We start from the raw sequence: 22,653 nt of genomic DNA on the forward strand, positions 1-22,653 counted from the left end.
TATTATAACTCTCTTCTTGCACACATTAACTCAGCTGAACACACTACTTTGCCGTCAACTCTCGCTTCACCGTAGAACTTCCACATGTTGCGGCGTTCTTTTAAGAATTCAACGTGTAAGTGCATTGTGTCACCTGGTAACACAGGTTGTTTAAAGCGTGCGTTATCAATGGCTGCAAATAAATATAGCTCATTGTCGCCACGGTTTTCAGTTGTTTTAAAACCTAATAAACCTGTTGCTTGTGCTAATGCTTCTAAAATCATTACGCCAGGGAAAATTGGCTGCTCAGGGAAGTGGCCTGTGAAAATTGGCTCATTTGCTGTGACATTTTTAATCGCGTGAAGCGTTTTGCCCGGCTCAAAGTCAACGACTTTATCAACCAATAACATTGGGTAACGATGCGGTAATAGCTTTAGGATTTCTTGAATATCAAAGCTGTTTAGTTGTTCTGCCAAAATGTGTTTCCTTAACCTAACTAATCTCTTCGCGCCCGTATTTATACTGCGCGATAATTTAGTACGTGACGAAGACTACTCGTCACGCTCCGGCAGTGATTTTTCCACTGCCTTTAATCGCTTATTAATTGCTGAAAGCTGACGTAACTGTGCCATATTACGACGCCAGTCTTTATTCTCACTGTGCGGTACACCCGAAGAATAAACACCCGGTTTGTCAATGCCACTGATTACCATTGACATACCCGTTAAAACAACACCATCGGCAATTTCAATATGTCCTGCGATACCTGACAAGCCACCAATCTGGCAGTACTTGCCAATGGTCGTACTGCCTGCAATAACCGTACACCCAGCAATCGCGGTGCCTTCTTTAACCACGACATTATGCGCGATTTGTACTTGGTTATCGATAATCACGTTGCGCTCGATGATAGTATCATCAATGGCGCCACGATCGATGGTTGTACTTGCGCCAACTTCAACATTATCGCCAATAACAACAGTACCAAGCTGCGGGATTTTCACCCACTGACCTTTTTCATTGGCATAGCCAAATCCATCGGCACCGATTACGGTATTAGCATGAACTAAACACGAATTACCAATTTCAACTTGATGATAAATCGTTACATTAGCCCAAATTTTCGTATTGGTCCCTATTTTAGCACCCTTACCAATAAAGCTACCAGCACCAATTGAACTGCCAGCAGCGATTTCAACACCTTCTTCAATTACCACATTGGCACCAACTGATACTGATTTATCAAGCTTTGCCGTTGGGTCAATGATTGCCGAAGGGTGAACATTAGTTGCTGGTTTAGGCGTGGTGTCCATCGCTTGCGCTAACAATGCGTAGGCTAAGTACGGATTCGCAACAATAATTTTATTACCAGTAAAATAATCTGCATCTTGCGGTGACAAAATCACCGCACCTGCTTGGGTACTGGCAAGTTTGCTGCGGTACTTCTTGTTAGCGAGAAAACTAATCTCGTTGCCGGTCGCATTTTCTAGGGTTGCTATACGAGAAATGCTGAGCGAGTCGTCACCGACCAGCTCAGCATTTAAAATCTCAGCGATTTGCTGTAATTTCATAAGCTTTATTATTTAGCCTTTGCTACACGCTCTGCTACTTTAGAGGTGATGTTATCCACTGATTTTTCGTTGAAGTAAAGAAGTGAACCCGCTGGTTTTACTTCGTCGTACTTACCTGCTTTACCTTCTGCAGCGATAGCATCAAAAATCACAGTCTCTAGCTTTTTAGTTTCCTGTGCTTGACGCATTTGCATTTCTTGCTGAAGTGGCTGACCTTGCTCTTGCAATGCTTTTTGTAGCTCTTGAATTTTCTTTTGGCTTGCTTCTTTTTGCGCTTTGCTCATTGTTGCGTTTTCACGCTGGTATTTTTCAACTTCAAAACGAATATCGCCTTGTAGTTTTTCAAGTGCTTGTCTGCGCTCGCGAAACTCTTCTTCTAGCGTTGCTTTAATCGCAGACGCCTGCGGAGAACCACTAAATACTTGTTGTACATTTACAACAGCAACTTTGTGAGCGAATGAACTTGCAGAAGCACCCATTAGAAAAGTAGCTAACAAAGTCATGGCGGTTGTTTTAATCATTTTATTCACGAATTTATTCCTTTTAGAATGTGTTACTAATGTTGAAGCTGATGCCTTTAGTCTTATCATCATCTTCTTTTTTCAGTGGGTAGGCAAAACTAATTACCATAGGGCCCATAGGCGAAATCCACTGGATAGATAAACCTGCTGATGCACGGAAACGACTTGGATCTGAATAATCTTCAAGTAACGCACGTTGATCTGGCGTTAAGTTAGAGTAACGATCAATATCGAACTCAGTATCCCAAACGTTGGCTGCATCAACAAATAAGCTGGTACGTACCGAACTGCTGTTTTCGTCATCAAGGAATGGCGTAGGTACAATCATTTCAAGACCGGCCACGGCTTTTACGTTACCACCTACGCGCCCTTGAGGGATAACAGTATCAAACTCAGGATCGCTACCAATTGGCCCTTGCGTACCATCAGGGTTTGGTGTGCCCGGTAACCAATTTGGTGAAACTACGATTGCTCTTGGTAAGATTGTATTACGCTCAAAGCCACGTAAATCCATTTCAGAAATACGGAAGAATTCCTGTACCGGTAAAATCTGATCGTAGCCATTGGTAGTACCGTAACCATTACCGTAACCAAATCCAGCTTTCGCTGAAAATGCCCACTTGTGGTTAGTACTTAATGGCCAGTAGAAACGCGAATCATAGTTGATCTTAAAGTAGTTAAGATCTGAATTAGGTGTCGTTGCTTTAAACGTTAAGCTTTGTTTAGAACCTGCCGTTGGGAACATACCGCGGTTAAGCGTTACACGTGACCAACCAGCACTTAATTCAAGCTTTAAGAATTCGAAACCTGCATCCGGGTTTTCTGGATCTAAGAACGTCTCACGCATAATACGTGTTTGTTCATATTCTGATAGTTCAGATAAGAATTCTTTAGAAACTGTCGCACCAAAGTTAAGTCGGTTGTTGGCATTTACCGGAATACCGATATTTGAACCAATACCATAACGTTTACTCTTATAGTTGATTAAGCTGTATTTACTTGCATCAAAGTTTGAGAAGAAAATGGAGTTACCTAAACTGATACCGTCTTTCGTAAAATACGGGTCGGTATGTGACAAGCTTACGTTTTGAGAACCTTTAGCCGTACTTACGTTAAACGCAACTTGGTCGCCCGTACCTAAGAAGTTCGATTCGCTTACACCAATATTAAATTGCAGCTTATTGTATGAACCGTATGCAAGGCCTGCGTTAAAGCTACCAGCTGATTGCTCTTTAACGGTAAAATCAACATCTACTTGGTCATCTTTACCCGGTACCGGCGATACATCAAACTCAACGTTTTCCATATACATTAAGCGCTGAACTTGTAATTTAGAGCGCTCAAGCGTGTTATTTGATAGCCACGCACCTTCTAACTGGGTAATTTCACGACGAATTACTTCATCCGACGTAATTTCATTACCACCGATGTTAATACGACGCACATAAATACGCTTACCTGGGTCAACTGATAGCGTTAATTTTACTTCTTTATTTTCTTCGTCAATATCAGGAATGGTACGTACTTCAGCATTGGCATAACCAAAACGTGCAAGGTAGTTTTTGATAAACTCTTCCGATGCAGTAACCACTGAGCCGTTGTATAGTTTGCCCGTTTTAAGTGGAATAACCGCACGAATTAACTCTTCACGGCCGAGCAAGTCACCCATAAAGTCGAATTCTTTAACAGTAAACTGCTCACCTTCGGTAACGTTTACTGTAACGTATACTGATTCTTTATCAGGGCTTACTGACACTTGCGTTGAATCAATATTGAATTTCAAATAACCGCGGTCTAGGTAGTAGCTACGTACTTTTTCTAAGTCGCCTTGTACCGTTTGCTTTTGGTATCTGTCATTTGACATAAACATATACCAAGGCAAATCTTGACGCGATTCAGCCAATGCGAGAAGTTCTTCGTCAGAAAATAACTCGTTACCAACGATGTTGATTTGACGAATTGACGCAGCATCGCCTTCTTTGAATTCAAGCTTTAGCTTTACACGGTTACGTGGCAAGCGTGACACTGATACTTCAATCTCAGCGTTGTATTTACCAATACCGTGGAAAAACTCAACAAGACCTTTTTCAAGGCCATCTACAACAACCATATCGAGCGGTTCACCTTTACGGATCCCCTGTTGCTCTAGACTGTCGTTAAGTTGCTCATCTTTAATATCTTTGTTGCCTTCGAACTCGATAATGCTGATGGTTGGTCTTTCGGTTACTTGAAAGATAACCGCATCACCATCACGTACCACCTTGATGTTGTCAAAGTGGCCTGAGCCGTAAAGCGCTTTGATTGTTTTTGAAATTGTGTAACTGTCGAGGTTATCACCAATGTTAATTGGAATATGCGTTAATGCTGCACCTAGTGCAACACGCTGCAATCCTTCAACTCTTAAATCTTCTACAATAAAGGAGTCTTGTTGGCCGAGAGCAGTAAAACTCGCTCCCAATAAACTTATTACAGCCAATTGTTTTCTTATAGCCATGTTATTATTTGATTTCCTTTATAACCGCGTAAAATCGTTAAACAGCGCAAGGCAAGTTAACAATATAAGGATTAGCGCACCAATCCTAAAACCTAATTCTTGTGTCTTTTCAGAGACTGGCTTTTTTCGGATAAGTTCAATGATGTAATACATTAAATGACCGCCATCTAAAATTGGTAGCGGTAACAAATTGAAAAAACCAATACTTACACTAACAAATACTAAGAACTCCAATAACGGCATAATACCACTACTGGTGCTGGCTCCAGCGCCAATTGCCACTCCCACTGGACCACTTAGATTCGCAACAGAGACTTGTCCTGTTATCAAATTAACTACTGTTGCAAAACTGACATTGATTAGTTGAATTGTCTTATCAACACCCAAAACAATGGCATCAAATACGCCGTATTGTTGTGTTGAAATCATCCACGATGGCCAATTTTCAACAAAGGGTATCACACCTAAGTAGCCTTGATTAAGCCCTTGCTCACTTTTTTTGCTACCAGGAGTAACCTCAATATTTAGCTTGTCATTGCCGCGGCTTATAGTAAGCAATAATGGCGTATTTGGCGAGCGCTGAATTCGAGTGACAAATGCATGCCACGATGGCATTGCTTCACCATTAACTAAATGAATTTCATCATCTACCTGAAGCCCACCAAATTCAGCAGGGCTGCCTTTTTGTACATGACCAAGGCGCATGGTCTCTGCAGGTCTGAACGGTTTAATACCGATATCAACAATGGGGTTGCCGTCGTCTTTTAACTGCCAATTAGATAAATCGAGATACGTTTGTTGATAACCTAAATCATCGTCTTTAACACTAACGCGTACTTGCTGCTCGCCAATATTTTCCATCAAAACCAATAAGGTTTCACGCCAGCCATATACGTCTTTGTCGTTTATCGCGGTAATCTGTTGTCCTGCTTGCAACCTTGCTTGCTCTGCTAAGCTGCCAGGCACTACCTCGCCAATAACAGGCAGAAGTGAGCGCACACCAACCATAAACATAATGGCAGATACAATAATGGCGAAAATAAAATTCGCCATTGGTCCTGCCGCAACCACCGCAATGCGTTGGTAAACTGATTTGTTGTTAAACGCTAAATGACGTTCATCACTCGCAACCTCTTCAACACGTTCATCGAGCATTTTCACGTAACCACCAAGTGGGATCGCCGCGACAACGTATTCGGTGCCGAGTTTGTCGTGCCATCTAAACAAAGGTTTGCCAAAACCAATTGAAAAACGCAGCACTTTAACACCACAGCGCCTTGCTACCCAAAAGTGACCATATTCATGAACGACAACAATAATGCCAATGACTAATATAAACGACAGTAAGTTCCACAAAAATTCCATTAACAACTCCCTGCAATCATATTCGTTGCATAATGACGCGCTTCGCTATCAAGCTGCAAAATAATATCTAGGTCATTAATTTTTAGCTGTTTATGACTCTTTGCGATTTTATCGAGTACCTGAGCATTGATTTTATAAATGTCTAAAAAGCTGATTTTCTTTGCCAGAAATGCGGCCACAGACACTTCATTCGCAGCATTGATTGTGGTTGTTGCGTACTGCCCTTCTGAACAAGCATCTATTGCAAGCTTTAAATTTGGGTAACGCTCAAAGTCTGGTGCGTTAAAACTAAAATCAAGCATATTAGTGAAATCCAGTGGTTCAACACCCGCTTCAATGCGCTTTGGAAACGCTAAAGCGTGTGCGATTGGCGTACGCATATCGGGATTGCCCATTTGTGCCAATACCGAACCATCGGTGTATTGCACCATTGAGTGAATAATACTTTGAGGATGGATGATAACTTGAATATCACTAGGCTCAGCGTTAAATAGCCACTTTGCTTCAATAAACTCTAAGCCCTTATTCATCATGGTGGCTGAATCAACTGATATTTTCTGACCCATATCCCAATTTGGATGGGCGACAGCTTCATCAACTGAAACATTGGCAAAGGTGCTTAAATCGCGCGTTCTAAATGGTCCACCCGAGCCCGTTAACAAAATTTTGCTGACACCATGTTGCTGTAAATTTGCGCTGTAACAATGCTCTTGCACACTTGCTGGCATCGCCTGAAAAATCGCATTGTGTTCACTATCAATCGGCAATAACGTCGCGCCTGATTGCTTAACTGCATTAATAAAAAGCTCGCCTGACATGACAAGAGACTCTTTATTTGCGAGTAACACGCGCTTACCGGCTTTAATCGCAGCAAGTGTTGGCAATAAACCCGCGGCGCCAACAATAGCAGCCATTACCGCATCAACGTTATCGTCACTGGCCACATCAGCTGCCGCTTGTTGACCACACAGCACCTTGGTTGAAATTCCCAAGCGCGTAATTTCAGCCTCAAGTTGTTTTGCCGCATCAGGGCATTGCATTACAGCGTATTGTGGTAAAAACTGCGTGCATTGCTTTGCCATTAAGCGCCAATTTCCACCAGCAACCAACGCAAACACCTGATAAGCAACTGCGTTTCTTGCAATCACGTCTAAGGTGCTAGTGCCAATCGAACCTGTAGAGCCAAGAACGGTAATACGTTGCATTACGCCACCAAGGTCCACGCATAAAATGCAGCGAAAAGCGGTGCCGCAGCAGTCAAACTATCAATTCTGTCGAGAATACCGCCGTGGCCAGGTAAACATGAGCCACTGTCTTTCAAACCAACTTCACGCTTAAACATGCTCTCTAATAAGTCACCCACCGCTGAGAACAAGGCAACTACAGCGGCCATTGCAGCGTAAATAAACCATTTATCGCTTGGCACCTTAGTAAAATAGCAAAATGCTAAAACAAAAATCGCAGAACAAATTAGACCGCCCACTAGCCCCTCGATGGTTTTATTTGGGCTAACTAATGGCATTAATTTATGTTTGCCAAGATTTTTACCTGAGAAGTAAGCGCCAATATCAGCACTCCACACAATACCCAGTACAACCATAATCAAAACTGAGCCTTGTGTCGCGTTTGTTGCATATTCGCTGCTGCGAAGCACATTAAGCGCTAACCACATAGGTAACAAGGTGAGTAAACCTGCAATTGCGCGCATCATTAAGCCTGCGTGCCATGCTTTTGCGGTTCTAGGGTACGTCCATACCAGTGCGCAGGCAACAAGCCACCACGCAACAGCAAGCGTAAATACGTAATTAGCCGAGCCAACAAGTTGGCCATTTTGCCATAAGCTTTCAATCGGCCAGTACATGTTCGCATAAATAGAATAACTGCCATGCCAGCAACATAGCTTATGCGAGAAGCGAATTTTTTAAGCCCCATAAATGCCGACCACTCCCACGCTGAGAGCAATACAATTAATCCTGCAATTAAGCTAAACAATTCAAGTGGTGTAAAAAAAACTAGTGCAAGTGCAGCTGGCGCTAGCACTAAAGAAGTCAGTATGCGTTTTATTAACAAATCAAATTACCCTATAAAAATCACGATTGAGCGAGTAGTTCTTTTATTTGTTCGCCAGTACAACCAAAGCGACGCTCTCGTGAAACATAACACGCAATTGCATCTGCAAATGCCTGTTCATTAAAATCTGGCCAAAGTGTATCAGTAAAATAAAGTTCAGCGTAAGCAGCTTGCCATAATAAAAAGTTGCTTATGCGTAAGTCGCCTCCTGTGCGAATTAACAAATCAAGTGGCGCTTGTTCTTGCATACTAATGTACTGTGACAGTTTAGTTTCATCAATATCATCAGCGGCTATTTCGCCATTCTCAACCTGTTTTGCCAGTTGTTTCGCAGCGTTTGCTATGTCCCATTGTCCGCCATAGTTAGCTGCGATATTAAGTGTTAAGCCGGTGTTATCCATGGTCATTTGCTCTGCTTTTGCTACACTTTTTTGTAGCTTCTCAGAGAAACGACTAATATCACCAATTACTTTCAACTTGACGTTATTTTTATCGAGTTTTTTTACTTCGTTGGTCAACACAAACATGAAAAGCTCCATTAAGGTGCTGACTTCTTGTTCCGGACGTCGCCAGTTTTCACTGCTAAATGCAAAAAGCGTTAATGATTCGATATTTAGTTGGCGACAAAACTTTACCGCATTACGCACCGATTCGACGCCCTTTTTATGACCAAACACACGAGGCTTACCCTTTGCTTGTGCCCAACGCCCATTGCCATCCATAATAATAGCAACATGACGCGGTAAGCTTTGTTGGGTAATAGCATCCTTAGTGATTGTCATTAAGTGTCGTTTCCTAAAGTAAAAAGCGCCGTCTAGTATACCCTAGACAGCGCTTTAAAACTAATAATTTAGTTGTTCAATGATTGAGCGCAAAAGCGCTCAAAAATTGATTTAGATTTCCATTAATTCCGCTTCTTTAGCAGCTAAAATAGCATCCATTTCTTTGATGTATTTATCTGTTAGCTTCTGAACTTCGTCATCACTTTGACGCGCTTCATCTTCTGAAATTTCTTTATCTTTAAGTAATGCTTTAACGTCCGAGTTAGCATCACGGCGAATGTTACGAACTGCAACACGACCGCCTTCAACTTCACCACGTACGATCTTAATAAGATCTTTACGACGCTCTTCTGTAAGCGGTGGTAATGGTACGCGAATAACCGTACCTGCAGACATAGGGTTTAAACCTAAATCTGACGCCATAATTGCTTTTTCAACTGCTTGCGTAAGTGTTTTGTCAAACACAGTGATCGCAAGTGTACGGTTGTCTTCAATTGTTACGTTACCCACTTGGTTAAGTGGTGTATCAGCACCGTAGTAAGATACTTGAATACCGTCTAAAAGGCTTGGGTGTGCGCGACCTGTGCGAATTTTTGATAATTGTGAGCCAAGCGCGTCAACACTTTTTTGCATACGTTCTGCAGCATGCTGTTGGATTTCTTTAATCACGTTAATCTTCCTAACTAATAGCTTATTCTGCTGATTTATGTGTAATCAGCGTACCTTCATCTTCACCAAGGATAACACGTTTTAACGCGCCTGGTTTATTCATGTTAAATACACTGATTGGCATATTGTGGTCACGAGCTAGGGTAAATGCCGCTAGGTCCATCACCTTTAATTCTTTTTCGATTACTTCGTTGTAAGTTAATGTTGGGTAAAGCGTTGCTTCAGGGTTTTTCACCGGATCATCGCTGTATACGCCGTCAACTTTAGTTGCTTTTAAAACGGTATCTGCTTCAATTTCAATACCGCGTAAACACGCAGCAGAATCTGTAGTGAAGAATGGGTTACCAGTACCCGCAGAGAAAATAACAACACGACCGGTTTTTAGTAAGCTAATTGCTTCAGCCCAGTTATACGCGTCACATACACCGTTAAGTGGAATCGCTGACATTAAACGTGCATTTACATAGGCACGGTGCAGTGCATCACGCATTGCAAGGCCATTCATCACGGTTGCAAGCATACCCATGTGGTCACCAACAACACGGTTCATACCGTTTTCAGCAAGTGTACCGCCACGTAGGAAGTTACCACCACCGATTACCACACCTACCTCAACGCCTAACTCTACAAGTTCTTTAATTTCTTGTGCCATACGGTCAAGAATTGATGGGTCGATACCAAAGCCTTCTTGGCCCATTAAAGCTTCACCGCTTAATTTAAGTAAAACTCGTCTAAAAACTGGCTTACGATTTGTGTTCATAGTAATCCTGGCTGAAAAAGTTGCAAAAAATAACCGCGCTAATGATAGCGCGGTTATTCTAAATAATTTTATCTCTTAGCGCAAAAGCAAAAGCCATTTTGCTAAGTGAAAAAAGTCGATTACTCGCCTTTAGCTGCTGCGATTTGTGCAGCTACTTCAGCAGCGAAGTCTTCTTCTTTCTTCTCGATACCTTCACCTACTTCTAGGCGAGTGAAACCAGAGATAGTCGCGCCTTTCTCTTTAAGGAATTCGCCAACTGTTTTCTTAGGTTCCATGATGAATGCTTGACCAGTAAGAGAGATCTCACCAGTGAACTTCTTCATACGACCAACAACCATCTTCTCAGCGATTTCTGCTGGCTTACCTTCGTTCATTGCGATTTCAACTTGAACCGCTTTTTCTTTCTCTACAACCTCAGCAGGTACATCTTCTGGGTTAAGGAAATCAGGCTTAGAAGCAGCAACGTGCATAGCAACGTGCTTAAGTGTTTCTTCGTCAGCTTCACCAGTAACAACAACACCGATACGGTCGCCGTGACGGTATGCAGACGCTTTGTCACCATCGATGTACTCAACGCGACGAACGTTGATGTTTTCACCGATTTTAGCAACTAGTGCAACACGTGTTTCTTCGAATTGAGCTTTAAGCGTTTCAATGTCAGTTTTTGATTCAGCAGCAGCGTCAAGAACAGTGTTAGCAAAACCTAGGAAGTTTTCGTCTTTAGCAACGAAGTCAGTTTGACAGTTAACTTCTAGAAGTGCAGTGAAACCAGCACCTTGCTTGATAAGGATTGTACCTTCTGCAGCGATGTTACCCGCTTTTTTAGCAGCTTTAGCAGCACCGCTCTTACGCATGTTCTCGATCGCTAGATCGATGTCACCGTTAGTTTCAGTTAGTGCTTTTTTACAATCCATCATGCCAGCGCCAGTGCGCTCGCGTAATTCTTTAACTAGGGCAGCAGTTACAGCCATTAGTATGTCCTCAAATCCAAAATCTATTTAAAATAAGCGGGAGCAAGCTCCCCCTAATCATCAGAATACCAAGCTTTCTATGATCGTTTCATGAAAGCTTGGTAAGCGCTATTACTCAGCTTCTACGAAGTCGTCTTTTTCAGCTTGAACAGCGATGTTGCTTTCACGGCCTTCAACAGCCACGTCAGCTACAGCGTTAGTGTAAAGCTGGATAGCACGGATAGCATCGTCGTTACCAGGGATGATGAAATCAACACCGTCTGGGTTTGAGTTAGTATCAACAACAGATACTACTGGGATGCCTAGGTTGTTTGCTTCTTTAATAGCAATGTGCTCGTGATCAGCGTCGATAACGAAGATAGCGTCTGGAAGACCGCCCATGTTCTTGATACCGCCAAGGCTCTTTTCAAGCTTTTCCATTTCACGAGTAAGCATTAACGCTTCTTTCTTAGTTAATTTTTCGAAAGTACCGTCTTGGCTTTGAGTTTCAAGGTCTTTAAGACGCTTGATTGACTGACGAACTGTTTTCCAGTTAGTTAGCATACCACCTAACCAACGGTGGTTTACGTAGAACTGGTCAGAACGTAGTGCAGCTTCTTTAACTGCTTCGCTTGCAGCGCGCTTAGTACCAACGAAAAGGATTTTACCTTTGTTTGATGCTACGCCTTTAAGGAAAGACATTGCTTCGTTGAATAAAGGTACAGTTTTCTCTAGGTTGATGATATGTACGCGGTTACGTGCACCGAAGATGAACGGCTTCATCTTAGGGTTCCAGTAACGTGCTTGGTGACCGAAGTGTACGCCAGCTTGTAGCATATCGCGCATAGAAACGTTTGCCATTTTAATATTCCTCTGTAATTTTGGGTTAGGCCTCCACATATCCCATAGCACCAACAGCTCGCATTTTGCTCACTGCACCCAAGTGTATGTGCCGATATGTGTGTGTGTTAAAAATTAAAGTTTATGTGTATTCACTACAATCAACTCAAAAATCCCGAGGAAATTTAAATTTTAATTGTAAAAATACGGCGCGCTTTATACCATATTAACAAACAGAACTCAAATTTTATGAGTAATTTTCAGTCAAACAACTTAGCTAAAAAGTGTCGTGTTTGACCATAATTTAAAGAATTTTGGAGCCTAAATGAGTGCAGTGATTAAAACCCCAGCTGAAATCGAAAAAATGCGAGTTGCAGGACGCTTAGCAGCTGAAGTGTTAGAAATGATTGAGCCTCACGTTAAGGTTGGCGTGACCACAGAAGAGTTAAATCAGATTTGCCACGATTACATTGTAAACGAGCAAGATGCGATCCCAGCTCCTTTAAATTATCACGGTTTTCCAAAGTCAATTTGTACCTCAGTTAACCACGTAATTTGTCACGGTATTCCAAACGATAAAGCGCTAAAAGATGGCGACATTATCAATATTGATATTACGGTAATTAAAGATGGTTACCACGGTGATACTTCTAAAATGTTTTACGTTGGTCAACCGTCAATTCAAGCAAAGCGTTTATGTGAAATTACCCAAAAAAGCTTATACCTTGCTATCGAAATGGTAAAACCAGGTGTTCGCTTAGGTGACATCGGTGCCGCAATTCAAAAATATGCTGAAGGCTTTAATTACTCAATCGTACGTGAATACTGTGGTCATGGTATTGGCGCTGAATTCCACGAAGAGCCACAAGTAATGCACTACGGCAAACCGGGTACAGGTGAAGTACTGCAAGAAGGCATGTGCTTTACTATTGAACCTATGGTAAACGTTGGTAAACGCCAATGTAAGCTGCTAAAAGATGAGTGGACTGTGGTAACAAAAGACCGTTCACTGTCGGCACAATGGGAACACACGCTACTTGTGACTAAAAACGGAGTTGAAATTCTTACGCTACGATCAGATGATGAGCTTCCGAGAGTGATCGAACACAGCGAATAAGAAGGCCATCAATGGCAATAACAAAAAAATTTACCCAGTTGCTCGCAAAATGCGAGCAACTTGATGACTACAAACACCTTCTAGAACAGTTCTACCTTTGGCTCGAAGAACAATTTTCACATCAGCCTGTCGAGCGCTTAGTGAAAGCCCGCGCACAGTTAATCGATGCGATTTTAAGCCAGCTTTATGATCACTATCAATTACGCGAACACGGCGATTTAATTGCCATTGGCGGTTATGGCCGCGGCGAACTGCACCCTTTTTCAGATATCGATTTTTTATTGCTGGTCAATAAAGAACCCAACAAAGAAACACAAGAAACTATCGCTCAATTTGTCACTTTTTTATGGGATCTGCGCCTCGATATCGGTCATAGCGTTCGCACTATCAAACAAACCATAGAACAGAAAAAAAGCGATGTTAACTTTGCTACCAGCTTGCTTGAATCTCGCTTGGTATGTGGTGATCCTGATAATTTTGCTCATTTACAAAAAAAGTTAGTAGAGACGTCAGCGTGGAAATCGGATACCTTTTTTATCGCTAAGCGCGATGAACAGGAAATAAGGCATAAAAAATGTCATGGCACGGCGTATAACCTAGAGCCCAATTTAAAAGAAAACCCAGGCGGATTACGCGACGTACAAACCATTATTTGGGTCGCAAAAAAGCATTTTCGCTCACAAACGCTCGAAGAACTAGTAGAACACGGTTACTTAACGTTTGAAGAGCATCAAGAGTTACTTGAATGCATTGTTAACCTGTGGAACATTCGCTTTGCACTGCACCTAGCGGCTGGGCGCATGGAAAACCGGTTACTCTTTGATCATCAACCGGTAGCGGCTAAACTGCTCGGGTTTGGCGACGATGGGCGTGCAGCCGTTGAACGTATGATGAAGCGATTATTTCGCATTATGGGGCGTGTGCGTGAACTTAACCAAATGCTGTTATCCTACTTCGAACAAAGCATTTTAACAGGCCATGTAAACTATAAAGTAACCAGTATTGACGCTGACTTTGAACAAATTGGCCATCAAATTCGAGTAAAAGATCCGCAAGTATTTTTTCACCGTGAAAAAATTATTGAGCTGTTTTGGCACATTGCAGATAACCCACAGATTACCCATATTTACCCAAGTACAATTCGTTTACTGCGCCAGGTAAGACGTCGTTTGTTAGGCGACTTACAAGATTATTCGCTGTGTCGCACTATGCTGCTTAAGCTTATTTCCCATCCTAATGGTATGGGGCGTGCCTTTACGTTAATGCATAAACACGGCATTTTATCGGCGTATTTACCAAATTGGCGTAATATCGTTGGGCAAATGCAGTTCGATTTATTCCATGCCTATACAGTAGATGAACACACCCATCGTTTAATTCAAAATTTGTATCATTATTTCCAGCCAGAGTGCGCCAATACGTTTCCGCTGTGTCGTGAAATTGTGGTACGCATGGAAAAGCCAGAGCTATTATATTTAGCGGGTATTTTCCACGATATTGCCAAAGGCCGCGGTGGTGATCACTCCGAGCTTGGTGCGGTAGATGCCAGAGAGTTTGCCAAATTACACGGCTTAACAACCTTTGAGGGTAAATTTATTGCATGGCTTGTGGAAAACCATTTGCTTATGTCGGTGACTGCACAGCGCAAAGATATTAACGACCCTGACGTGATTGCTGAATTTGCGGCGCGTGTTAAAAATGAAAAGCAACTCGATTACCTTTATTGCTTAACGCTTGCTGATATTCGCGCCACCAACGATAACTTGTGGAATGATTGGAAAAGTACACTGCTGCGCGATCTTTATACCCACACACAACGTGCGCTGCGCCGCGGTCTTGAAAACCCGATGGATTTACGTGACCAAATTCGCGATAAAAAAGCACAAGCAAAACAACGCTTACTTAATTTAGGGTTTGCAGAAGGTCAAATTGATGCATTGTGGCTGCGTTTTAAGCCCGATTATTTCACGCGTTTTTCAACGCAAATGATTGCATGGCAATGCGAGCATATCTTGGCGTCAAAAGACTCTAGTAAAGGATTGGTGCTGCTTTCTGGTCAGCCTATTAATGGCGGTAGCCAAGTATTTGTTTACTGCCCAGACCAAGCCAATTTAGTTGCGCGTTTGGTAGCGGTGTTGGGCGCTAAAAAAGCCAACATATTACACGCGCAAATAATGAATACCAAAGACGGCTATGCAGTTGATAATTTTGTTATTTTAGAACAAAACGGTGAGCCGGTAACGAGCCAAAGTCGCGCTAGCTCTATTAAGAAGTCAATTCAGCAAGTTATTGACGAACCAAATAAGAAAGTTCGAGTCAAAAAGAACCGTAAAAAGCGCTTTAAAGGCTTTAATATTAAGCCCCGAGTTATTGTGTCACCACATGGGCGTAAAGACCGCACCCTTGTAGAAATTCAAGTGGTTGACATTCCAGGCTTATTAACCAAAATAACCGATGTATTTTCAAGTTTAGCGTTACATATACACGCCGCGCGCATTACGACCATAGGCGAACGTGCTGAAGATTTTTTTGTGGTATCTAACGCTGGCTATAACGCATTAAATGAACAAGAATGTGGCGATTTAAAAAACCGCCTTCTTGAAAAATTCAATTCCGAAAACGATTAAAGGCACACTATGGAACAATTGAAATTAACCATCGAGCAAGCATGGGAAAATCGCGATAATATTTCACCGGCATCAGTTTCTGATGAGGTTTTCAACGCTATTAACGAATCCCTCGCTTTGTTAGATTCAGGTAAAGCACGTGTGGCTGAAAAAATCTCAGGTGAATGGGTTGTGCACCAATGGCTTAAAAAAGCGGTGTTATTATCATTTAGAATTCGTGACAACGCACCAATGAGCGATGGTGTAAACCAGTTTTTCGACAAAGTACCGCTTAAATTCACTGACTACACGCCTGAGCAGTTTAAGCAAGAAGGCATGCGCGTAGTACCAAACGCAGTGGCTCGTCAGGGCAGCTTCGTAGGCAAAAATGTAGTGTTAATGCCTTCTTACGTAAACATTGGCGCTTACGTTGATGAAGGCACAATGGTTGATACATGGGCAACCGTAGGTTCATGTGCACAAATCGGTAAAAACGTTCACTTATCAGGTGGTGTAGGCATTGGTGGTGTACTAGAGCCACTACAAGCAAACCCAACTATTATTGAAGATAACTGCTTTATTGGCGCTCGTTCTGAAATTGTAGAAGGCGTTGTTGTTGAAGAAGGCGCGGTAATCTCAATGGGCGTATACATTAGCCAAAGCACACGTATTTATGACCGTGAAACAGGCGAAACTCATTATGGCCGCGTACCGGCTGGCGCCGTAGTTGTACCTGGCTCACTGCCATCAAAAGACGGCTCACACAGCTTATATGCTGCAATTATCGTGAAAAAAGTTGATCAGCAAACACGTGAAAAAGTAGGTATTAATGCCCTACTTCGCTCAGTAAGCGAATAATGCGTTAAACGCATACTAAAAACACAAAAAAGAGCGCTAATTAGCGCCCTTTTTTTATTGTTTAGAAGCAATTAGTCTTCTAGCAGTGCATCTGTTTTAGCGGCACAAATAAAGTCATTTTTATGAAGACCTTTAATTGAGTGGCTCCACCAAGTTACTGTTACTTTGCCCCACTCAGTTAAGATACCAGGGTGGTGACCTTCATCTTCCGCCATTGCACCTAACTTGTTGGTGAATTCCAACGCGAGTTTAAAGTTCTTGAACTTAAATACACGCTCTAATTGCATAATGCCGTCAACCACAATTGGTGTCCAATCAGGAATTTGCTTAACTAATACGGCTAGCTCTTCATCTGAAACTTTTGGTGCGTCAGCACGACACGCTTCACATTTTTGAGCACTTAATTCAGACATAATAAACCCTTTTCTAACTTGCTTTCTTTTGTTTAGGTGGAAATAGTGGCTCGTGGAGCCCTAGCTCTTTTGCTTTTTCTACAAGCGACATAATATCGAGCTGTGAAATATCAAATAAATCTTCAATTGCATTAATGGTGTAATACAAAGGTTGCATAATATCGATACGGTACGGCGTGCGTAGCACATCGAGTGGTTCAAGCGGCTTGATTTGTGGTACATCTGAGTACACATATTGGGTTTCGCCTGGGCTTGATAAAATGCCACCGCCATAAATGCGTAGACCATCTTTAGTTTGCATTAAGCCAAACTCGACGGTAAACCAATATAAACGCGCTAAATATACGCGGTCTTTTTTCTCAGCAGCTAAGCCAAGTTGACCGTATTTATGTGTAAACTCTGCAAATGCAGGGTGTGTTAACATAGCGCAGTGACCAAAGATCTCGTGAAAGATATCTGGCTCTTGCAAATAATCAAACTCTTCACGTGAGCGAATAAAAGTCGCTACCGGGAATTTTTTATTTGCCAGCAATCGGAAAAACTCGTCAAAATCAATCAATGCAGGTACTGGCGCGCATTCCCAACCGGTCGATTCGCGAAGCACTTTACTCACTTCTTCTAATTGTGGAATGCGGTCTAACGGCAGGTTTAGCTTATCTAAGCCATGCATATACTCATCACACGCCTTGTTTTTTATACATTCTAATTGACGTGCGATCAGTTCTGACCAAATTTGATTTTCTTCATCAGACCAATTGATAAACCCATTATCATCCGGCTGTTTAGAAATATAACTACTACTTTTGCCCATAAATTTCATCTCTTCATCAGCAAGTGACGTACTTGCTTAAGCACAACATTCAAACGCAAAACGGTGACATTACACGCTGAATTCAGATGTTCTAGATGTTATGACAAAGTTACTCAAAAGGTAATGACTGCGGCAGTTTTGGTACTTGCCACAAAGCCGTAAAATGTAAACTTAAAACTACACACCAGTAAACATTTAAAACCACCACTGTAAATAAAGAGCCTAAAATCAACACAACTGTAAAAATAAAATTACACAAAATCACTTTCACAAGGAGGCAAATGTTAACAGAAGCCTTTTTTAGCTTTTACTAGTTACTTCGAAACAAAAAAAGAGGCTAAACGCCTCTTCAACTTAGCCAAATAGAGAACATTAAATTTGCGCTAATGCTTGTGCTAAATCCTCAATAATATCGTCAGCTTCTTCAAGGCCAACAGAAATACGCACTAACCCATCTGAGATCCCAGCAGCTAAGCGTTCTTCAGGTGTATAAGGAGAGTGTGTCATCGATGCGGGATGTTGGATCAGCGTTTCAGCATCACCTAAGCTTACTGCTAACGTGCACAATTTAGTTGCGTTAATAAATTGTGCGCCCATTTCAAGTGTGCCTTTTAGCTCAAACGCAATTACACCACCAGCCGCTTTCATTTGCGTGCCAATAAACTTATTACCGGGATGGGATTTTAGGCCTGGGTAATATACTTGTTCGATTTTTTCGTGCTGTGCTAAAAATTCAGCGACTTTTTGCGCGTTGTTACAGTGTCTTTCCATACGAACGCTGAGTGTTTTCATACCGCGAATAATTAACCACGCATCGTGCGGACTAATGGTTGCACCAATATCTTTTAACACAGTGAGCTTAATGGTTTCGATATGCTCTTTACTACCGCACACTAAGCCCGCAACCACATCGCCATGACCATTTAAGTATTTAGTTGCACTGTGCAGCACAATATCGATACCAAAGTGCTTTGGTTTTTGCAGTAACGGCGTCATAAAGGTGTTATCGATTACCGAAATTAAATTATGGCGCTTGGCAAAGTCACCAATAAACGCTAGGTCTATAACCACAAGATTGGGGTTGATTGGCGTTTCAGCGAAGATCATTTTTGTATTCGGTTTAAGTGCGTTTTCAACTGCGCCGTGATCTTCCATATCAACAAATGTCACTTCAATACCAAACTTAGGTAACATATGAGAAAACAAAGCAAAGGTGCAACCATACACCGCTTTTGAGGCAATCAAGTGATCACCTTGAGCTAAAAAGCTCAGAACAGATGCTGATACAGCGCCCATGCCAGTAGCCGTGGCAGCGCCATCTTCCATTTCTTCTAATGCCGCGATTTTAAGTTCTAGCTCTCGGGTCGTTGGATTGCCAAGGCGAGAATAAATATAGCCTGCTTCATCGCCCGCAAAACGCGCAGCGCCTTGCGCTGCGTTATCAAAAACAAAGGTAGAAGATTGGTAAATAGGCGTGCTAAGAGGACCATGGGCGTGATCGTGTTGTTTTCCGCCATGGATACATAAACTGTTATCCGAAAGTTGTGATTTCATACTACTTGCTTAAATTGTTGTCATAATTATTAACTACATAATTAATGCACAACTGAAAAAACAACAAGCACGCTAGATTGTTAGACGGCTAAAATTGTATACAAAAGGCTGAAAATGCGTAAAGTTTATTTTCCACTCTGTCCGTTGTCTTTGCTTTTTACACTGTCTATGGCGAGTTTAACGCATGATGTTAACAAGTTTTTCTTATTTGGTAAGCCCGGTAGTGGACGACTTAATTCCATTGCTTTGTAGCCGATACGTGCCGTAAATATACTCACACTCACCCCTTGTGCTGCACGTGCAGATAACTTGCCAGCGAGTTCAGCGCTTAATGCGGTTGTAGCAAAATCGCTGATAAGCTCAGCACTGCCCGCAAACAGCATTTGCTTTAATGTCATACGATACAACTTTATGCGACTGACATACCCTAACGGCAAACCATACACTTGGGTAATATCTTCAATCATTTTTGTGCTACGCCATAGCACCACCGCCATATCGACTAATGCGATAGGCGATATCGCCACCATCACGCCTGAGGTAGAAGCGTATTTTTTAATAATATTCTGTGCTTTTTCGTCCTGCTCGACCAAAACGGTATTAGCATACAGCGACATCACCTCTTGATCTGTGTGATGGGCATCGAGCTTGGAGAGCATTTGCGCTAACTTATCATTACTAAGGTGACCGTTGATTTTAGTTAGAAATCTTTCCGCTTCGCCAATTTGCACAGATTGCATTAATCTAGCGGCATCATGCTGCTGAATTTTTGTATTTTTTAATTTTCGTAATAAACGGAATTCACGAAAAGCGACTTTACCAACTAAAGCCAAAGCCGTTGACACCGCCACGCCGTACACAGCGGCTAAAAACGGTGACGTGCTAATTGCCTCAATAATCGTAAAAATGACTTCAGACAACACTAACGTCACCAGCGATAAAACAAAAATACGCGCCAGCCAGTTAGGCTTCGTCGGCTTTGTTAACGAATCTAATTCAGTTTCAAGTGGCGTTTCAGCCATTTCTAGTTCGCTGTGTGATTGGGCAACAACTTTACCTTGCTGCAATTGCTGACTTTGTTCGAATAATGAATCCAATTGGCTATCGTTTTGCGGCTCGCATTCTTTGATAACACGGCCTTGTTGCAATTCACTCATAGCACCTTATCTCCAATTAAATACTCTATTACATGGTCTAACCTGACATGCTCAAGCTGATGCTGCGCGTTTAATATCGGGTAAAAGCTTGGAAAGTTAAAGCCATTATTTGGCCACTGTTCCGGTGAAAGCAAACGCATTGGTGGTTGCGCTGGCAAATACGTTAGCAACTGCTCACTTTCGATTGATTTACCATAAATACAATTAAGTATTTCTCCGCCTTCCTTTACTTGTACCTGCTTGGTTGCTTTCACTGAACTCATCGCCATGGTTTCCACCATGACGCCTTGGTAATTCAATTCATTTTGCGCATCAAGCACTAAATTGTTAAGTAATAACGCTAAGTCTTTATGATGCTCAACACTCAAATGGTCAACTTTATTTGCAGCAAACAAAATTTTATCGATCTTGGGTGAAAACAAGCGGCTTAAAAAGTTATTTTTGCCATAGTCAAAATGCTTTAATAGCGACTTAAGGACATCACTTTGCTCTACCAGTGCATCGCGTCCTTTATCTAGCGCACCTAATAAATCAACCAAAATAATTTGCCTGTCAAAGCCGCCAAAAAAGTTACTGTAAAAGGTCTTAACAACGTCTTTTTTATATTGCTCATAACGTGTTTTAAGGGTTGCTAAATAACTGTTTTCAGGAGCGCTTAACAGTGTTTGTTCATCAATCTCAGGGATTGGGAAAAAATGAGTAATTGGTGCGTCTTCCAACTCACCAGGCATAATTAAACGGCCAGGCTGTAACTGCGTTAATTGACACTGATTTTTAAATATCAGTAATAAGTCTCGATATTCATGTGCAAACTGTTTAAGTTGGTCGAAGTCAACTTCTTGGGCCCAATCAAATTGCGATAATTTATTGATAAACGTTTCACTATGAGCTGCTCGCGGCTGCTCTTTAAGCAATGCAAATTGACGATTACTCCATGCCAAAAACGACTCATCAAGCATAGGTAAATCAAGTAACCATTCGCCAGGATAGTCAAAAATATCGATTGTTAGGGTGCTAACATCGGTTAGATGGGCGCGTAAACCACTATTCGGCTTATATTTAATGTTTAAACGTAAGGTGTTTAATCGGTTGGTTGATGCCGGCCATTTACCCAATTGCAACTGATTTAACGCGTTACCATAGTCAAAGCTAGCAACGCTTAAATCATCTTGGCCTACGAGTTTGCCCGCAATAAAACGCTCTTGCTGTTGTAATGAAAAAAATGGCAGCTTGCTTTTGGATTGCGTTAAATGATGAATAAACGATGTAATAAAAGCGGTTTTACCACTTTTACTCAGTCCTGTTACGGCAAGTTTTACATGTTGATCTAAACCGCGTTTTACTAGTTTTTGTGCTTTGGCACGCAGTTTTTGTAACTTTTCCGATTGGTTGATAACTTTCTCCTTAACAAACAAAACGGATAAGTTTGCCAATGGTGAGACTTATCCGTTTAGATACGTTGTCTTATCGCTACAGTTTGTTGATTTCACGGCTTACAGTAAACTCCGGTGAAGTAACATACTTTTCCATAGCTTGTAAGCGGCCATCAATGCGATCAAACTGTTCTTTTAAGTCGTGAAGCGCGCGACGTGGTGGTTCACCTGCTTGCCACACTTTCGACTTAACTTCGATCGGTTTTTCAGTATTAACCGTTTCTGTTTTATTTTGATTAGGTAAAGTTTCTGGCTTTACCTCTAAAATAAACCAGCATGCAATGTAAGCAACAATAAAGAATGGGCCACCGAGCAAGAGTACTGCTGAAATAAAAATAATTCTTACCAGCCATAGCTCCATATTAAAGTAGTCGCTTAACCCTGCACAAACACCAGCTACTTTGCCACGTTTTGGGTCACGATATAATTCGCCTCTACGTCTACTCATACCTTAGCCCTCCACTCAGGCGCCTCCGCGTCTAAAATAGACTCTAGCGTTTTCACGCGGTCGGCCATTTTTTCTGCTTTGTTTGCCAGTTCAATTAGCTGACGATGTTCATGTTCACTTAAACCTTGGCTCACTTGCTTTTTGCTGCGGTAATGTAAAATTAGCCATAATGGTGCAACAAAAATCATAAACAAGATTGTTGGAACTGCTATTGCTTCAAACCCACTCATAGTGCCCTCCTGCTCTCCCAAGCTT

23 protein-coding genes are annotated in these 22,653 nt (G+C 41.9%); 3 read left to right on the top strand and 20 right to left on the bottom strand.

The window, feature by feature from the left end:
- Window positions 1–2: 2 nt before the first annotated feature.
- From fabZ to rpsB, 13 genes are all read right to left on the bottom strand, one after another.
- On the bottom strand, window positions 3–455 hold the full coding sequence (gene fabZ, locus C2M30_RS11490) for a 3-hydroxyacyl-ACP dehydratase FabZ (RefSeq protein WP_010559703.1): 453 nt from the start codon (window positions 453–455) through the stop codon (window positions 3–5).
- Window positions 456–530: 75 nt separating this feature from the next.
- The gene (gene lpxD, locus C2M30_RS11495) at window positions 531–1,550 is read right to left on the bottom strand and encodes a UDP-3-O-(3-hydroxymyristoyl)glucosamine N-acyltransferase (protein WP_105171723.1); all 1,020 of its coding nucleotides are present in this window, start codon (window positions 1,548–1,550) and stop codon (window positions 531–533) included.
- Window positions 1,551–1,558: 8 nt separating this feature from the next.
- On the bottom strand, window positions 1,559–2,080 hold the full coding sequence (locus C2M30_RS11500) for an OmpH family outer membrane protein (RefSeq protein WP_010559701.1): 522 nt from the start codon (window positions 2,078–2,080) through the stop codon (window positions 1,559–1,561).
- A 13-nt stretch (window positions 2,081–2,093) separates the two neighbouring features.
- The gene (gene bamA / locus C2M30_RS11505; RefSeq protein ID WP_100913743.1) at window positions 2,094–4,565 is read right to left on the bottom strand and encodes an outer membrane protein assembly factor BamA; all 2,472 of its coding nucleotides are present in this window, start codon (window positions 4,563–4,565) and stop codon (window positions 2,094–2,096) included.
- 18 nt (window positions 4,566–4,583) lie between these two features.
- Complete coding sequence (gene rseP, locus C2M30_RS11510) at window positions 4,584–5,930, bottom strand: sigma E protease regulator RseP (protein ID WP_105171724.1); 1,347 nt, start codon at window positions 5,928–5,930, stop codon at window positions 4,584–4,586.
- The gene (ispC, locus tag C2M30_RS11515; RefSeq protein ID WP_105171725.1) at window positions 5,930–7,135 is read right to left on the bottom strand and encodes a 1-deoxy-D-xylulose-5-phosphate reductoisomerase; all 1,206 of its coding nucleotides are present in this window, start codon (window positions 7,133–7,135) and stop codon (window positions 5,930–5,932) included. Before ispC ends, rseP begins: the two co-directional genes overlap by 1 nt.
- Window positions 7,135–7,641 (bottom strand): phosphatidate cytidylyltransferase, encoded by a 507-nt coding sequence (locus tag C2M30_RS22135; protein WP_442792807.1) that lies wholly within the window; start codon window positions 7,639–7,641, stop codon window positions 7,135–7,137. Before C2M30_RS22135 ends, ispC begins: the two co-directional genes overlap by 1 nt.
- Window positions 7,641–7,970: a hypothetical protein gene (locus C2M30_RS22140; protein ID WP_442792808.1), complete on the bottom strand. Its 330-nt coding sequence runs from the start codon at window positions 7,968–7,970 to the stop codon at window positions 7,641–7,643. The genes C2M30_RS22135 and C2M30_RS22140 overlap by 1 nt, the downstream gene beginning before the upstream one ends.
- A 50-nt stretch (window positions 7,971–8,020) precedes the next feature.
- Window positions 8,021–8,782 (bottom strand): polyprenyl diphosphate synthase, encoded by a 762-nt coding sequence (gene uppS, locus C2M30_RS11525; protein WP_010559696.1) that lies wholly within the window; start codon window positions 8,780–8,782, stop codon window positions 8,021–8,023.
- Window positions 8,783–8,893: 111 nt separating this feature from the next.
- Complete coding sequence (gene frr / locus C2M30_RS11530) at window positions 8,894–9,451, bottom strand: ribosome recycling factor (RefSeq protein WP_010559695.1); 558 nt, start codon at window positions 9,449–9,451, stop codon at window positions 8,894–8,896.
- Between the two features lie 22 nt (window positions 9,452–9,473).
- On the bottom strand, window positions 9,474–10,211 hold the full coding sequence (gene pyrH, locus C2M30_RS11535) for a UMP kinase (RefSeq protein ID WP_010559694.1): 738 nt from the start codon (window positions 10,209–10,211) through the stop codon (window positions 9,474–9,476).
- A gap of 119 nt (window positions 10,212–10,330) precedes the next feature.
- Window positions 10,331–11,182, bottom strand: coding sequence for a translation elongation factor Ts (gene tsf / locus C2M30_RS11540; RefSeq protein WP_010559693.1), 852 nt, complete (start codon window positions 11,180–11,182; stop codon window positions 10,331–10,333).
- 111 nt (window positions 11,183–11,293) lie between these two features.
- A complete protein-coding gene (rpsB, locus tag C2M30_RS11545; protein ID WP_010559692.1) occupies window positions 11,294–12,022 on the bottom strand; it encodes a 30S ribosomal protein S2 in 729 nt (242 codons plus the stop codon).
- Between the two features lie 304 nt (window positions 12,023–12,326).
- On the opposite strand from rpsB, the gene map reads away from it, so the two are divergent.
- Genes map through dapD form a run of 3 tightly spaced genes read left to right on the top strand, consistent with a single transcriptional unit; the run spans window position 12,327 to window position 16,582 of the window.
- Window positions 12,327–13,118: a type I methionyl aminopeptidase gene (gene map, locus C2M30_RS11550; RefSeq protein ID WP_100913748.1), complete on the top strand. Its 792-nt coding sequence runs from the start codon at window positions 12,327–12,329 to the stop codon at window positions 13,116–13,118.
- Window positions 13,119–13,129: 11 nt separating this feature from the next.
- A complete protein-coding gene (glnD, locus tag C2M30_RS11555; protein ID WP_105171726.1) occupies window positions 13,130–15,745 on the top strand; it encodes a [protein-PII] uridylyltransferase in 2,616 nt (871 codons plus the stop codon).
- Window positions 15,746–15,754: 9 nt separating this feature from the next.
- Window positions 15,755–16,582 (top strand): 2,3,4,5-tetrahydropyridine-2,6-dicarboxylate N-succinyltransferase, encoded by an 828-nt coding sequence (gene dapD / locus C2M30_RS11560; RefSeq protein WP_105171727.1) that lies wholly within the window; start codon window positions 15,755–15,757, stop codon window positions 16,580–16,582.
- Between the two features lie 71 nt (window positions 16,583–16,653).
- Here the strand turns inward: dapD and C2M30_RS11565 are convergent, their stop codons facing one another.
- The 7 genes from C2M30_RS11565 to pspB form a co-directional block, all read right to left on the bottom strand.
- Entirely contained in the window at window positions 16,654–16,995 is a 342-nt protein-coding gene (locus C2M30_RS11565) for a 4a-hydroxytetrahydrobiopterin dehydratase (protein WP_010559688.1), read from the bottom strand.
- 13 nt (window positions 16,996–17,008) lie between these two features.
- Entirely contained in the window at window positions 17,009–17,806 is a 798-nt protein-coding gene (gene phhA, locus C2M30_RS11570) for a phenylalanine 4-monooxygenase (RefSeq protein WP_010559687.1), read from the bottom strand.
- Between the two features lie 372 nt (window positions 17,807–18,178).
- Window positions 18,179–19,360, bottom strand: coding sequence for a trans-sulfuration enzyme family protein (locus C2M30_RS11575; RefSeq protein ID WP_105171728.1), 1,182 nt, complete (start codon window positions 19,358–19,360; stop codon window positions 18,179–18,181).
- Between the two features lie 125 nt (window positions 19,361–19,485).
- A complete protein-coding gene (locus C2M30_RS11580; protein WP_105171729.1) occupies window positions 19,486–20,517 on the bottom strand; it encodes a TIGR01620 family protein in 1,032 nt (343 codons plus the stop codon).
- Entirely contained in the window at window positions 20,514–21,950 is a 1,437-nt protein-coding gene (locus C2M30_RS11585) for a YcjX family protein (protein WP_105171730.1), read from the bottom strand. Before C2M30_RS11585 ends, C2M30_RS11580 begins: the two co-directional genes overlap by 4 nt.
- A 37-nt stretch (window positions 21,951–21,987) precedes the next feature.
- On the bottom strand, window positions 21,988–22,398 hold the full coding sequence (gene pspC, locus C2M30_RS11590) for an envelope stress response membrane protein PspC (RefSeq protein WP_105171731.1): 411 nt from the start codon (window positions 22,396–22,398) through the stop codon (window positions 21,988–21,990).
- Window positions 22,395–22,628 (bottom strand): envelope stress response membrane protein PspB, encoded by a 234-nt coding sequence (gene pspB, locus C2M30_RS11595; protein ID WP_010559682.1) that lies wholly within the window; start codon window positions 22,626–22,628, stop codon window positions 22,395–22,397. Before pspB ends, pspC begins: the two co-directional genes overlap by 4 nt.
- Window positions 22,629–22,653: the final 25 nt, after the last annotated feature.

Source organism: Pseudoalteromonas sp. T1lg24, assembly GCF_002964745.1.
GTDB lineage: Bacteria > Pseudomonadota > Gammaproteobacteria > Enterobacterales > Alteromonadaceae > Pseudoalteromonas > Pseudoalteromonas spongiae.

Excerpts from the sequence above, each read along its gene's own strand:
- ispC (WP_105171725.1), bottom strand. The coding sequence starts at position 7,135 with ATGCAACGTATTACCGTTCTTGGCTCTACAGGTTCGATTGGCACTAGC.
- C2M30_RS11580 (WP_105171729.1), bottom strand. The coding sequence starts at position 20,517 with ATGAGTGAATTGCAACAAGGCCGTGTTATCAAAGAATGCGAGCCGCAA.
- C2M30_RS22135 (WP_442792807.1), bottom strand. The coding sequence starts at position 7,641 with ATGATGCGCGCAATTGCAGGTTTACTCACCTTGTTACCTATGTGGTTA.
- rpsB (WP_010559692.1), bottom strand. The coding sequence starts at position 12,022 with ATGGCAAACGTTTCTATGCGCGATATGCTACAAGCTGGCGTACACTTC.
- uppS (WP_010559696.1), bottom strand. The coding sequence starts at position 8,782 with ATGACAATCACTAAGGATGCTATTACCCAACAAAGCTTACCGCGTCAT.
- tsf (WP_010559693.1), bottom strand. The coding sequence starts at position 11,182 with ATGGCTGTAACTGCTGCCCTAGTTAAAGAATTACGCGAGCGCACTGGC.
- rseP (WP_105171724.1), bottom strand. The coding sequence starts at position 5,930 with ATGGAATTTTTGTGGAACTTACTGTCGTTTATATTAGTCATTGGCATT.
- C2M30_RS11575 (WP_105171728.1), bottom strand. The coding sequence starts at position 19,360 with ATGAAATCACAACTTTCGGATAACAGTTTATGTATCCATGGCGGAAAA.
- map (WP_100913748.1), top strand. The coding sequence starts at position 12,327 with ATGAGTGCAGTGATTAAAACCCCAGCTGAAATCGAAAAAATGCGAGTT.
- dapD (WP_105171727.1), top strand. The coding sequence starts at position 15,755 with ATGGAACAATTGAAATTAACCATCGAGCAAGCATGGGAAAATCGCGAT.
- pyrH (WP_010559694.1), bottom strand. The coding sequence starts at position 10,211 with ATGAACACAAATCGTAAGCCAGTTTTTAGACGAGTTTTACTTAAATTA.
- bamA (WP_100913743.1), bottom strand. The coding sequence starts at position 4,565 with ATGGCTATAAGAAAACAATTGGCTGTAATAAGTTTATTGGGAGCGAGT.
- lpxD (WP_105171723.1), bottom strand. The coding sequence starts at position 1,550 with ATGAAATTACAGCAAATCGCTGAGATTTTAAATGCTGAGCTGGTCGGT.
- pspC (WP_105171731.1), bottom strand. The coding sequence starts at position 22,398 with ATGAGTAGACGTAGAGGCGAATTATATCGTGACCCAAAACGTGGCAAA.
- pspB (WP_010559682.1), bottom strand. The coding sequence starts at position 22,628 with ATGAGTGGGTTTGAAGCAATAGCAGTTCCAACAATCTTGTTTATGATT.
- phhA (WP_010559687.1), bottom strand. The coding sequence starts at position 17,806 with ATGGGCAAAAGTAGTAGTTATATTTCTAAACAGCCGGATGATAATGGG.
- C2M30_RS11565 (WP_010559688.1), bottom strand. The coding sequence starts at position 16,995 with ATGTCTGAATTAAGTGCTCAAAAATGTGAAGCGTGTCGTGCTGACGCA.
- glnD (WP_105171726.1), top strand. The coding sequence starts at position 13,130 with ATGGCAATAACAAAAAAATTTACCCAGTTGCTCGCAAAATGCGAGCAA.